The following is a 12,878-nucleotide window of genomic DNA, read 5'->3' on the forward strand; positions in this document are numbered from 1 at the left end:
TAGACTCGGCCGGATGGACGAACGGGTGCTCGCGGAGCGGTTGATCGCCGCCGACACGTCGACGGTGGACGGCATCCGCGGAGCGGCGCAGTTCGTCAAGGGGTGGCTCGACGCGCGCGACATCGACGTCTCCGAGCACGACTTCGACGGCCTCCCGATCCTCATGGCCGAGGTGGGCGCGCCGCCCGATCGCGACGCTCCGACGGTCATCCTCCACGGCCACCTCGACGTCGTCCCGGCGCATCCGGAGCAGTTCCAGCCGCGCATCGAGGGCGACCGCCTCATCGGCCGCGGCGCCTACGACATGAAGGGCGGCCTGGCGGCGATGATCTGCGCCGTCCACGACGCCGCGTCCCAGGACCGCGTGCGCGTCCGCTTCGTCTGCGTCCCCGACGAGGAGTCCGAGGACGTCGAGGCGCACTCGATCGACGAGGTGGTTCGCGAGGGCAAGGTGCAGGGCGACTTCGCGATCACGGGGGAGCCGACCGACCTCCACATCGGCGTCCAGGCCAAGGGCGTCCTCGCGGTGCGCGTCCAGGTGAGCGGGACGGCCGCGCACGGCTCGACGCCGTGGCTCGGCGACAACGCGATCCTGAAGGCGCACGACGCGTTCCGGCGGATCGAGACCCTGCCGTTCTCCCGCGAGTCGAGCGACCTCTTCGACCGCCCGAGCATCAACCTCGCGCGGATCAACGGCGGCGACGCGTTCAACAAGGTGCCCGACCGCTGCGAGATGGACGTCGACATCCGCTACCTGCCCGGCCAGGACCCGGGGGCGATCCTCGCCCAGATCCGCGCGCTGCCCGACACGGAGATCGTCCGGTGCGCGACCTGGCCGCCGGCCGTCGTCCCGCGCACGAACCCGTACGTGCTGGCGTTGCGCGCCGCGGTCGGCAAGTACACGGGCGGCGAGACGATGAGCGTCGGGCGTGACGGCGCGTCGGACGCGATCACGTTCCTCGAGGCGGGCATCCCCGCCGTTGAGTTCGGGCCCGTCGGCGCCGGCCACCACGGCCCCGACGAGTGGGTCTCGGTGTCCTCGCTGACCCGCTACCGCCAGGCGCTCGGCGACTTCATCACGAACCTGCCGGATCGTCTCGCGGCGCCCGGCGAGCAGGGCCTGCGCGCCGTCGAGGGCGGGCTGGCGTGACCCAAGGGCTGGACGGGCCGCCCGAGCGGCCCGGCCGGCGCATGCTGCTGCGCTCGTTCGCGGCGGCCCTCCTCATCGTCCTCCTGACCGCCGGCGCGAGCGCGACGGCGGGGCTCATGGAGATCAAGGACCTGCTCCCCGACGAGGGCGACCCGACGATCCTCGAGCCGATCAAGGTCCCGACCGAGCCGACGAAGCCCGACAAGCCGCAGACGCTGCTGCTGCTCGGCTCCGACCACCGCTGGGCCGACGGCGACGACGAGCCCGCCCGGTCGGACACGATGATGCTCGTCCGGATCGATCCCAAGCAGGATGCGACCACCGTCCTCTCGATCCCGCGCGACCTGCGTGTCCCGGTCCCCGGCGTCGGCTCCACGAAGATCAACGATGCCTACGCCGAGGGCGGCCCGAAGCTCGCCACCGAGGTCGTCAAGACGCTGACGGGACTGAAGATCAACCACGTCCTGAACGTGAACTTCAAGGGCTTCCGCGGCGTCGTGAACCTGTTCGACTGCTTCTACGTCGACGTCGACCGCCGCTACTACCACTCCAACGTCGGCGTCCCGATCGGCCAGCGCTACGCGGCGATCGACATCAAGGCGGGCTACCAGCAGCTGTGCGGCGCCAAGGCGCTCGACTACGTCCGCTTCCGCCACAGCGACAACGACCTCGTGCGGGCCGCCCGCCAGCAGGACTTCCTCCGCGCGGCGAAGGACCAGGTCTCGACGAGCTCGCTCATCGACGACCGCAAGAAGCTCGCGCGCGCGTTCTGGCGCTCGGCCCAGAGCGACAAGGACCTACGGACCGTAGGCGGCTTCATCCGCCTGTCGCGCCTGGCTCTCGGCGCGGCGGGCAAGCCGATCCGCCAGCTCACCTTCCCGGCGACCTTCGCCGACACGGAGACCGGCTCGTACGTCGAGGCGACGCAGGAGCAGATCGCCGCCACCGTCGACAAGTTCCTCCACGGCGGCGGCAAGCAGAAGGCCAAGCCGCGCACGACCGTCAAGCGCAAGCCCAAGCAGCTCGCCGAGGACGCCGACCTCGTCGCGGCCCGCTCGGCCGGCCGCGCGTTCACCGCCGGCATCAAGCGGAAGGCGCACTTCCTCGTCCGCTTCCCGGCGTACCTGACCCCCGACGGGCACTACGACCAGCGCGGCGGCGGGGTGCGCACGTACGCGATCCGCGACCGCAGCGGCACGCTGCAGCGCGCGTACCGGCTCGTGGTGGTGGAGAACGCCGTCGAGGGCCAGTACTACGGTGTCCAGGGGACGACCTGGCGCACCCCGCCGCTGCTCGCCGAACCGAGCGAGCGACGGGTGGTCAACGGCCGCACGCTCGAGCTCTTCCGGGCCGGACGTCGGCTGCGCCTCGTAGCCTGGCGGACCAGCGCTGCCGCCTACTGGATCAGCAACACGTTGAACCTCCGGCTCGACAACGACCAGATGCTCGCCCTCGCGGCGTCGCTCACGACGAAGTGAGCGCCTTCCACGAAGACCCTCCGCGCCTCGCGTGGAGCATGTGGAAGCGCTTCCTCGCGGCCATGGTCGCGATCGTCTTCCTGACCGCCGCCGGGTCGGCGACCGCGGTGCTGCTCGAGGTCGACGACTCGCTCAACGCGTTCCTCGAGGAGAACACGCCGATCAGGGGCGTCGAGGACGTCCTGGATGACGTCGACGGCGGGAAGCCGCAGACGATCCTCGTGCTCGGCTCCGACCGGCGGTTCGCCGACAAGGCCGCGGGCATCAAGCCGCGCTCCGACACGATCATCCTCGTCCGCCTCGACTCGTCGAAGGACGCGACGGCGATCCTCAACATCCCGCGCGACCTAAAGGTCTCCTACCAGGGCCCGAACGGCGTCTACGAGGACAAGATCAACGCCGCCTACTCGATCGGCGGCCCCCGCGCGACCGTCCGCAAGGTCAAGCAGCTGATGGAGCGCGCGAACGGCAAGCCGTTCTCGATCAACCACGTCGTGAACATCAACTTCGGCGCGTTCGAGAAGGCCGTCAACGCGCTCGGCTGCTTCTACATCGACGTCGACCGGCGCTACTTCAACGACAACAAGCCCCCGGTCGCCAGCCCGACGCGGTACGCGGCGATCGACCTCAAGCCGGGCTACCAGAAGATGTGCGGCCAGGACGCGCTCGACTTCGTGCGCTTCCGCCACCTCGACACGGACATCGTCCGCGGCGCGCGCCAGCAGCACTTCCTCGGCATGGCCAAGGACCAGACCGGGATCGGGGAGCTCTTCTCGAATCGCAAGCGCCTGCTGCGCCTGTTCGGCAAGTACACCGACACCGACATCCGCTCGTCGGCGGCGGTCCTGCGGCTGCTCAAGCTGACGTACGAGTCCTCGCGCAATCCGCTGCGCCGCGTGAAGTTCCGCGCGGACCTGGGCGACACGTACGTGACGATCAGCGACGACAACCTGCGCCGCGTGCGCCAGGAGTTCGAGAACGCACAGGCGTCGCAGGGCAGCAAGGGCACGACCAAGCCGCGCGCGAACCGCGGCAAGAAGGGCGCGAAGGGCAGCTCGAGCGGCCTGGCGCCGGGCCTCGTGCCGGCCGGCACCGCCGCGGAGGACCAGGCGGTCATCGCGGCGCCGAAGCTGAAGTTCCCCGTCTACTTCCCGAAGGCGATCATCCGCGGCGGTCGCTTCTACGACGGCTTCTCGTCGACCGCCCCGCGCACGTACTCCGTCCGCGACGGCGACAAGAAGCTCCACCGCGCCTACCGGATGACGGTCGAGGCGCCGGGCCTCGGCGAGTACTACGGGATCGAGGGCACGGACTGGAAGGACCCGCCGATCGTCCGCAGCCCGTCCGCGACGCAGACGGTCCAGGGCCGCAAGCTCCTGCTCTTCACGGACGGCAGCCGGCTGCGGCTCGTCGCCTGGAAGACCAAGCGGGCGACGTACTGGGTCACGAACACGCTCCTGCGGTCGATGACCAACCGCCAGATGATCGGCATCGCCCGGTCCCTGTCGCGCCTCGGCGGCTGACGCTCCGCCGTCCACTAACCTCCCCCGCTCGCATGAGCACCGTTCGTGAACCCATCGGCGTCATCGGCACCGGCTACGTCGGCCTCGTCACGGCCGCCGGCTTCGCGGAGCTGGGCAACGACGTCTGGTGCATCGACATCGACGCCGACAAGGTGGCCCGCCTCGAGCGCGGCGAGATCCCCATCTACGAGCCCGGCCTCGAGGAGCTGGTGGAGCGCCACCGCGGCCGCCTGCACTTCTCGACCGACATCGCCGACGCGCTCGAGCACGCCCGGCTGCTCTTCGTCGCCGTCGGCACCCCGCCGACGTACTCCGGCGACGCCGATCTCAGCGCGGTGTACGCGGTCGTCGACGCGATGCCCTCCGAGGGCGACTACGCGCTCATCATGAAGTCGACCGTCCCGGTCGGCACCGGCCGCGACATCAAGCGCCGCTTCGCCGAGACCGGCCGGTCGGGCTTCCGCTACGTGTCGTGCCCCGAGTTCCTGAAGGAGGGCTCGGCGGTCAAGGACTTCCTGGACCCCGACCGCGTGGTCGTCGGCGACGACGGCGACTGGGCGGGCGAGGCGGTCGTCGAGCTGTACAGCCCGCTGCTGGGCGAGGCCGAGCTGGTCCGCACCGACATCGCCAGCGCGGAGATGGTCAAGCTCGCCTCGAACGCCTTCCTGGCCACGAAGATCTCCTTCATCAACGAGATCGCCAACGTCTGCGAGGAGACCGGCGCCGACGTCGTCGAGGTCGCGAAAGGCATGGGCCTGGACGACCGGATCGGCCCGAAGTTCCTGCAGGCCGGGATCGGCTTCGGCGGCTCGTGCTTCCCGAAGGACGTCAGCGCGCTCAAGCAGCTCGCCGGCAACTCGGGCTACCACTTCCAGCTGCTCTCCTCGGTCATCGAGGTCAACGAGCTGCAGAAGCGCCGCGTGATCGGCAAGCTCAAGCGCGCGCTCGGCGCGCTGACCGGCAAGCGCATCGCGCTGCTCGGCCTTGCGTTCAAGCCGAACACCGACGACATGCGCGAGGCGTCCTCGCTCGTGCTCGCCGGCCGGCTGCAGGGCGAGGGCGCCGAGGTCGTCGCGTTCGACCCGATCGCCGAGGAGGAGGCGCGCAAGCTCATGCACGGCGTCGACTTCGCCGACGACGCGCTCTCCTGCGTGCGCGGCGCCGACGCCGTCGTGCTCGTGACCGAGTGGCCGCAGTTCCGCGAGCTGGACTGGGGCGAGGTCGCCACCGCCATGCGCGGGAACGTGCTCATCGACGGCCGGAACGCGCTCGACGGCGCCGCCGTCACCGCCGCCGGGCTGCGCTACGAGGGCGTGGGCCGCGGCGCCAGCGCCGATCCCGCCGCCGAGGCGGCGCCCGCCTCGCTCGGCGCGGGCCCCGGCTAGGCGCCGTGCAGGCCGTCATCCTCGTCGGCGGGGAGGGGACCCGCCTGCGGCCGCTGACCTCGACCGTCCCGAAGCCGGTCGTCCCGCTCGTCGACCGCCCGCTGATGGCGTTCATGCTCGAGTGGCTGCGCCGCCACGGCGTCGACGACGTCGTCTTCTCGATGGGCTACCTCGCGACCGCGCTGCGCAACGTGCTCGGCGACGGGTCGGCGTACGGCCTGCGCATCCGCTACCTCGAGGAGCCGGAGCCGCGCGGCACCGCCGGCGCGCTCAAGTACGCGGAGTCCGTGCTCGACGAGCGCTTCCTCATGCTCAACGGCGACACGCTGACCGACATGGACCTGACGGCCCAGCTCGAGCAGCACGAGCGCACCGGCGCCAAGGGGACGCTCGCGCTCGTCCCGGTCGCCGACCCGAGCTCGTTCGGCCTCGTGCGCCTCAACGGCGACGGGACGGTCAAGGAGTTCGTCGAGAAGCCCCCCGCCGACCAGATCGACACGAACCTGATCAGCGCGGGCGCGTACGTGCTGGAGCGCGAGATCGTCGACATGATCCCGCCCGACAAGAACGTCTCGATCGAGCGCGAGATCTGGCCGCGGCTCGTCGGCGACGGCCTGCACGGGTTCCCGCACGAGCATGCGTACTGGCTCGACATCGGGACACCGGACCGCTACCTGCAGGCCACGTTCGACATCATCGAGGGCAACGTGCACACGGCAGTGACCGATCGGCTGGGGAAGACGTACACGGCGGTGGCCGGCGACGTGAAGTCGCAGGGCCGCATCGTGCCCCCCGCGGTGGTGGAGCGAGCGTGCACGATCGGTGAGGGGGCCAGGGTCGGATCGCTCGTCGTCCTCGGTGACGGCGTGCGGATCGGGCGGAACGCGCGGATCGAGCGGTCGGTCGTCCTGCAGGGCGCCGAGATCGGCGACGACTGCGTGCTGCAGGACTGCATCGTCGCGGCCGGCGCGCGGGTCGGAGCGCGGACGGTCGTCAACGGCGGCGCGGTGCTCGGCGAGGGCGTCACGATCGGCGCCGACAACCTCCTCACGCGGGGCGTCAAGGTGTTCCCGCACGTCGAGATCCCGGATGGAGGAGTGCGCTTCTGATGAGCGAGGCCGGCAGTCTCAGCGCCGAGGCGATCTCGGCAGTCGACCGGACCGGCCTCCTGGCCGACGTGCTCTCGATCGCCGACCACCTGCGCGACGCGCTCTGGCGCGTCGAGAGCGCGTCGGGGCTCATGGAGGGCTGGGACTCGCCGGGCGGCCTCATCGTCGCCGGCATGGGCGGCTCGGCCATCGGCGGCGGGCTCGCGCGCGCGGTGCTCGGCGACCACGCGTCGCGGCCGATCGCGGTCGTGCGCGGCTACGGGCTGCCGCCGTGGGCGACGCCCGACACCACCGTCCTCTGCGCGTCGTACTCGGGGAACACCGAGGAGACGCTCGCCTGCTACGAGGCCGCCGGCTTCGTCGGCGCGCGCCGCGTCGTCGTGACGAGCGGCGGCAAGCTCGCCGCGCAGGCCCGCGAGGACGGCGTCCCGGTCATCCCGATCCCGGGCGGGTTCCAGCCGCGCAGCGCGGTCGCCTACCTGACCGTCGCGACGCTGGAGGTCGCGGCGCTGTGCGGGTGCGGCTCGCGCATGACCTCCGAGGTCGACGTCGCCGCGTCGCACGTCGAGACGCTCGCGCGCGACTGGGGCCCCGAGGGCGCCGACGACGTGCTTCCCAAGCAGATCGCGCGCGCGATCCAGGGCTCGATCCCGGTCATCGCGGGCGCAGGCCTGACGGCGCCGATCGCGTACCGCTGGAAGACGCAGCTCAACGAGAACGCGAAGCTGCCGGCCTTCTCGCACGAGCTGCCCGAGCTCGACCACAACGAGATCGTCGCCTGGGAGGGCATCGGCGACCTCGGCCCGTTCTCGGCGATCTTCCTCGACGACGCCGACCTGCACCCGCGCGTCCGTGCGCGGATCGAGCTGACCGACTGGCTGGTGGAGCCGAACGCCGTCGCGAGCTTCCGCATCGAGACGCAGGGGCGCAACCCGGTCGAGCGCGTGTTCTCGCTCGTGCTGCTCGGCGATCTCGTCTCGGTGTACGTGGCGATCCTGCGCGGGATCGACCCGGCGCCGGTGACGGTGCTCGATCGCCTCAAGCGCGAGCTCGCCGAGCGCTAGGCCGCATGCATGGGGTCTGACCCCATGCATGCGTCGCACTGAACCGCAGTCACCCTGGCGCGTCAGCGCTGCGGGCGGGGGTTCATCCGAGTGGGTGAGGTGCCGATGAACCGGGGTGCGGCTCCCCGGCCGCACCGTCCCCATGCCTGCTCGCCGCCCGTCCCTCCCGGCGCTCGCCGCCCTCTTCCTGCTGCTGCTCTTCGCCGCGCCGGCGTCGGCGTCCACCGTGACGCTCGCCGATGGCGTGCTGACCCTCCAGGCCGCGACGTTCGAGCGCAACGCGATCGTCGTCGACGCCGCCGCGGACGGCGGGCTCACGCTCGACGACGCGGTGACGACCAACGGCGCGGCGTGCGTCGCGGTGTCCGGCGTTGCCCGGCGGGTGGCCTGCCCGCTGCCCGATCGCATCGAGATCCGTGCGGGCGACCAGAACGACACCGTCGCGATCGGCGCCGATGTGGCCGTCCCGGTGACCGTGCTGGACGGCTCCGGCACCGATCGCATCACGGGCGGCGGCGGCCTCGCGACGCTCGGCAACGACGCCGGGAACGACACCTTCATCGCGGGCGCGGGCGGCGCGACGTTCGTCACCGGCTCCGGCCGCGACGTCTTCACCGGCGGGCCCGGCGCAGACGTCCTCTCCTACGCGGCGGCGACCGCGGGCGTCACCGTCTCGGTCGACGGGGCCGCGAACGACGGCGTCTACAACGAGCTCGACAACGTCGGCGCCGGCATCGAGCGGATCGAGGGCTCGGGCTTCAGCGACAGGCTGACCGGGTCGGCGGCGGCGGAGTCGCTCGTGGGCGGCGCCGGCGACGACAAGCTCGACGGCGGCCTCGGCGCCGACCGGCTGAGCGGCGGCCCCGGCCAGGACGACGCGGTCTACGGCAGCCGCACCGTCCCGGTTCGCCTCGCGAACGACGGCACGCCGGCGAGCGGCGCCTCCGGCGAGGGCGACGTCATCGAGGCGGACATGGAGGGCCTCGGCGGCGGCGTGGCCGCGGACCGGCTGATCGGCGGTCCGGGTGCGGACTGGCTCGCGGGCGGCGGCGGCGACGACGTGCTCGACGGCGCCGCCGGCGCGGACACGCTCGACGGGGGCAGCGGCACGGACACGATCGACTACGGCGGGCGCTCCGCCGCGCTGACCGTGACCCTGTCGGCGGGCAAGAACGACGACGGCGAGGCCGGCGAGGGCGACACGGCGACGAACGCCGAGAACGTGCTGGGCGGCAGCGGCGACGACCGGTTGACGGGCACCGCGGGGACGAACGCGCTGTACGGCGCCGCCGGGAACGACGTGCTGCTCGGCCTCGGCGGCAACGACGGGCTGGACGGTCAGGGCGGCGACGACACGCTGAGCGGCGGCGTGGGCAACGACGCGCTGGCGGGCGGCGACGGCGGCGACGCGCTCGACGGCGCGGCCGGCAACGACGTGCTGACCGGCGGCGACGGGGGCGACACGCTGACGGCGGGCGACAACGAGGACCGCCTCGAGGGCGGCTCCGGCGCCGACCGGCTGAGCGGCGGCAACGGCTACGACGACCTGCGTGGCGGCGAGGGCGACGACGCGCTCGCCGGCGACGAGCTCGACGACGTGCTGGACGGCGGCGCGGGCGCCGACGTCCTCGACGGCGGGACGGGCAAGGACCGCGCCGACTACGTCGCGCGAACCGCGCCCGTCCGCGTCTCCCTCGACGACCGCGCCGACGACGGCGAGGCGGGGGAGGGCGACCGGGTCGGCGCGGACGTGGAGAGCGTGACCGGCGGCGCGGCCGGCGATCGCCTCACCGGCGGAGCGGGCGACGAGACGCTCGACGGCGGTGCGGGCGACGATGTCCTCGCGGGCGGCGCGGGCGCGGACCGCCTCATCGGCGGCGACGGCAGCGACACCGCGGACTACGGCGCGAGCACGACCGCGGTGAGCGTCGTGCTCGACGGCGCCGCGGACGGCAACGACGGCACCGCCGAGGACAAGGACCGTGCCGACGTCGAGAACGTCATCGGCGGGTCCGGCGACGACACCCTGACCGGCGACGGCGCCGCGAACGCGCTCGACGGCGGCCCCGGCGACGACCTCCTCGGGGGCGCCGGCGGTCCCGACCGCCTCGCCGGCGGCGCCGGCCGCGACGTCGCCGACTACGCGTCGCGCACCGAGCCCCTGCGCATCAGCCTCGACGGGCGCACGGACGACGGAGCGACGGGCGAGGGCGACGACGTCGAGCCCGACGTCGAGGACGTGCTCGCCGGCGCCGGCGACGACGTCCTGATCGGTAGCCCCGCTCCCAACGCGCTGAGCGGCGGAGCCGGCCGCGACCGCATCGACGGCGGCGCGGGCGACGACGCGGTCTTCGCGGGTGCCGGCGCCGACGACGTCACCGGCGGCCCCGGCACCGACGCGATCGGCGCCTTCGACAACGAGCGAGACGTCGTCCGCTGCGACGCCGCCGACAGCGTCTCGGCCAACATCACCGACACCGTCACCGGCTGCAAGACGATCCTCCGCGCCGCGGTCCTCCCGATCGGCTCGCCGGGCACGACCAGCACGAAGGCCCGCGCCGCCTCGAAGAACGGCGCCTCGCCGAAGGCGCACGCCGCCTCCAACAACGGCTCTTCGCCGAAGGCCATCGCCGCCGCGGCGAAGGGGGCGGGTCCCACCGCGCGCGCCGCCTCTCCCGCCTCTCGGCTGATCCGGCACGAGCGCCGGTCCGGCGGCGCGACCGCGGACCACATCAACGCGCTCGGCGGCCGCGATCGCGTCTTCGGCCACGGCGGCAACGACGTGCTCCTCGGCGGCACCGGCAACGACCGCGTGGACGGAGGCGCCGGCAACGACCGCATCAAGGGCGGCAGCGGGATCGACCTCCTGCTCGGCGGGTTCGGCGACGACACGATCCTCGGCGGCCGCGGCCCCGACACGATCTCGGCCGGCGCCGGCAACGACAGCGCGGAGGGCAACACCGGCCCCGACCGGATGGACGGCGGCTCCGGCCGCGACGTGCTGCGCGGCGACGAGGGCGCCGACCGGATCGCCGGCGGCGCCGGCGACGACGCGCTGAGCGGCGCGACCGGCCCGGACCGCCTCGACGGCGGCGCGGGCAAGGATGCGCTCTCCGGCGGGTCCGGCGGCGACACGCTGCTCGGCGGCGCCGACGACGACACCGCGAGCGGCGGCTACGGGATGGACAAGCTGGACGGCGGGGCCGGCAACGACAGGCTCAACGCCGACGAGGCGCTCGACGAGGTCCACGGCGGCCTCGGCGACGACGTGGTCGACGGCGGCTCGGGACCCGACACGGTCGACGGCGGCGCCGGCAACGACCGGGTGCTGGGCGGCACGGGCGGCGACGTCGTGAAGGGCGGCCCCGGCGACGACGTCGTCGACATCACCGACGGCGGCAGCGACAAGAGCGTCGACTGCGGCCCCGGCAACGACACGCTCCTCATCGATCCGAAGGCGATGCCCGGCGGCGCCGCCGACCTCGCGGTCATCAAGCGCGGCGACGTGGTCGGCTGCGAGCACGTCGCGGAGGGCAAGCCCGCGCCGGTCGACCCGAACCTCGGCCTCGTCATCATCACGCCGGACGAGGGCTCGATCCGCTTCGGCACGGGCCGCAACGACAAGCTGCTCGGCGGCGCGGGGTCCGACCTGCTCTTCGGCGGTGTCGGCGACGACCTCATCTGGGGCGACTACCTGCCCGACAACCACGGCCCCGACCAGCTCTTCGGCGGCGCCGGCAAGGACACGCTCTACGGCAGCGGCGGCCCCGATCTCGCCGAGGGCGGCGACGGCGACGACTACCTGCAGGGGGAGACCGGCGACGACGTCCTGCGCGGCGGTCCCGGCAACGACCGCGTCCGTCCCGGCCTCGGCCGCGACCGCGTCGTCGGCGGCGACGGCAACGACGTCGTCTACGCGCTCGGAGGCGGCCGCGACATCGTCGACTGCGGCACTGGCCGCGACGTCGCCTACGCCGACAAGGACGACTTCCTCATCGGCTGCGAGAGCATCCACCGCTAGGCCGCCTCCGAAGACTCGTCTTCGCCGCCGCCGCGAGGTCGGTCTTCGCCTTGCGCGGGTTCGCGGCTCGCCGGATCGGGCAGCCCCCCGGTCATGAACCCGCTTGATCCCTTCGGCATCCTCGAGCGCTACATCGCCTTCACCACCGGCGCCTTCAAGCTCGCGGCTGTCGCTCCCCGACTCGCGCTCCAGCTCCTCCAGGGCAACCACCACGACGAGCAGGCGACGGCCACCGTCGTCGCCGATCGTCCGCGCCCCGTCGCCGATCGTCCGCGCCCCGTCGACGTCCCGGTGCCGCCGCCGCCCGCGCCACCGGCCGCCCGGCCGTCGGTCCGCCCGCCGCGAAGCACCGCCCGCGCCGCGACGCCGCCGCGGCCGCCCGCCGGGAACCGCCGCGTCCGCGACACGGCGCCCGAGCCCCACGTCCCCACCCCCGAGCCCTCACGCGCCGAGATCGACCGCCGCCGCGAGGAGATCCGCGAGGCGGAGGCCGCCGAGCCGACCGGGCTCGTCGAGTCCGAGGGCGCGGCCGCCCCGAAGGCGACGATCCGCGTCGACGCCCCGTGGGACGGCTACGACAAGATGAAGGCGTCCGACGTCGTCGCGCGGGTGAAGAGCGCGAACGCCGCGGAGAAGGCCGTCGTCCGCCTCTACGAGCAGACCCACCGCAAGCGCAAGAGCATCCTGACCGCCACCTCCTGACGCGCAACAACGGGGCCAGGCACCGTGCGTGCGCGCCCCGTTGCTCGCGAACCTTGACACGATCGTGGTAAGGTTTGGGCGCTGTGACGGACGCCCTGACCATCCACGAGGCCGCGGAGACCACCGGTTGGTCGGCGCGCATGCTGCGCTACGTCGAGCGCGCCGGCCTCGTCGAGCCCCATCGCTCCGCGTCGGGGTACCGGCTGTACGGTCCGGCCGAGCTTCAGCGCCTGCGCACGCTGCGCGAGCTGCTGGGCGACCACGACGTCAGCCTGGGTGAGATCGGCTTCGCGCTGCGCCTGCGCCGCGACCGGGAGCTCCGGTCGGCGATCGACGCGTGGTTCGAGGCCGAGGCCGAGCGTCCCGAGCACGTGCCCGCCGACGACTGGCTGGCATGGGAGCAGCGCAAGCACCAGAAGCTCCTGGCCGCCTGACCCTTCCCCAAC

9 protein-coding genes are annotated in these 12,878 nt (G+C 73.1%); all 9 read left to right on the plus strand.

Annotated elements, in window-relative coordinates:
- Nucleotides 1-13: 13 nt before the first annotated feature.
- The 9 genes from AC1UE4_RS19165 to AC1UE4_RS19205 all read left to right on the plus strand — a co-directional run bounded on the left by AC1UE4_RS19165 (nucleotide 14) and on the right by AC1UE4_RS19205 (nucleotide 12,866).
- The gene (locus tag AC1UE4_RS19165; protein WP_482918910.1) at nucleotides 14-1,150 is read left to right on the plus strand and encodes a M20 family metallopeptidase; all 1,137 of its coding nucleotides are present in this window, start codon (nucleotides 14-16) and stop codon (nucleotides 1,148-1,150) included.
- Nucleotides 1,147-2,628, plus strand: a complete 1,482-nt coding sequence (locus tag AC1UE4_RS19170; RefSeq protein ID WP_482918911.1) for an LCP family protein — start codon at nucleotides 1,147-1,149, stop codon at nucleotides 2,626-2,628. The genes AC1UE4_RS19165 and AC1UE4_RS19170 overlap by 4 nt, the downstream gene beginning before the upstream one ends.
- On the plus strand, nucleotides 2,625-4,151 hold the full coding sequence (locus AC1UE4_RS19175) for an LCP family protein (protein WP_482918912.1): 1,527 nt from the start codon (nucleotides 2,625-2,627) through the stop codon (nucleotides 4,149-4,151). Before AC1UE4_RS19170 ends, AC1UE4_RS19175 begins: the two co-directional genes overlap by 4 nt.
- A 32-nt stretch (nucleotides 4,152-4,183) precedes the next feature.
- Nucleotides 4,184-5,536, plus strand: coding sequence for a UDP-glucose dehydrogenase family protein (locus tag AC1UE4_RS19180; RefSeq protein WP_482918913.1), 1,353 nt, complete (start codon nucleotides 4,184-4,186; stop codon nucleotides 5,534-5,536).
- A gap of 5 nt (nucleotides 5,537-5,541) precedes the next feature.
- A complete protein-coding gene (locus tag AC1UE4_RS19185) occupies nucleotides 5,542-6,645 on the plus strand; it encodes a nucleotidyltransferase family protein (protein ID WP_482918914.1) in 1,104 nt (367 codons plus the stop codon).
- Nucleotides 6,645-7,709, plus strand: a complete 1,065-nt coding sequence (locus AC1UE4_RS19190; protein ID WP_482918915.1) for a bifunctional phosphoglucose/phosphomannose isomerase — start codon at nucleotides 6,645-6,647, stop codon at nucleotides 7,707-7,709. Before AC1UE4_RS19185 ends, AC1UE4_RS19190 begins: the two co-directional genes overlap by 1 nt.
- A 142-nt stretch (nucleotides 7,710-7,851) precedes the next feature.
- Nucleotides 7,852-11,730: a hypothetical protein gene (locus AC1UE4_RS19195; RefSeq protein ID WP_482918916.1), complete on the plus strand. Its 3,879-nt coding sequence runs from the start codon at nucleotides 7,852-7,854 to the stop codon at nucleotides 11,728-11,730.
- Nucleotides 11,731-11,823: 93 nt separating this feature from the next.
- Nucleotides 11,824-12,432 (plus strand): hypothetical protein, encoded by a 609-nt coding sequence (locus tag AC1UE4_RS19200; protein ID WP_482918917.1) that lies wholly within the window; start codon nucleotides 11,824-11,826, stop codon nucleotides 12,430-12,432.
- A gap of 83 nt (nucleotides 12,433-12,515) precedes the next feature.
- Entirely contained in the window at nucleotides 12,516-12,866 is a 351-nt protein-coding gene (locus AC1UE4_RS19205; RefSeq protein ID WP_482918918.1) for a MerR family transcriptional regulator, read from the plus strand.
- Nucleotides 12,867-12,878 lie beyond the last annotated feature (12 nt).

It is taken from the genome of Parviterribacter kavangonensis, from assembly GCF_056863335.1.

Bases quoted from the DNA above. Each gene is read 5' to 3' on its own strand.
- AC1UE4_RS19200 (WP_482918917.1), top strand. From the start codon at position 11,824: ATGAACCCGCTTGATCCCTTCGGCATCCTCGAGCGCTACATCGCCTTC.
- AC1UE4_RS19190 (WP_482918915.1), top strand. From the start codon at position 6,645: ATGAGCGAGGCCGGCAGTCTCAGCGCCGAGGCGATCTCGGCAGTCGAC.
- AC1UE4_RS19195 (WP_482918916.1), top strand. From the start codon at position 7,852: ATGCCTGCTCGCCGCCCGTCCCTCCCGGCGCTCGCCGCCCTCTTCCTG.
- AC1UE4_RS19165 (WP_482918910.1), top strand. From the start codon at position 14: ATGGACGAACGGGTGCTCGCGGAGCGGTTGATCGCCGCCGACACGTCG.
- AC1UE4_RS19180 (WP_482918913.1), top strand. From the start codon at position 4,184: ATGAGCACCGTTCGTGAACCCATCGGCGTCATCGGCACCGGCTACGTC.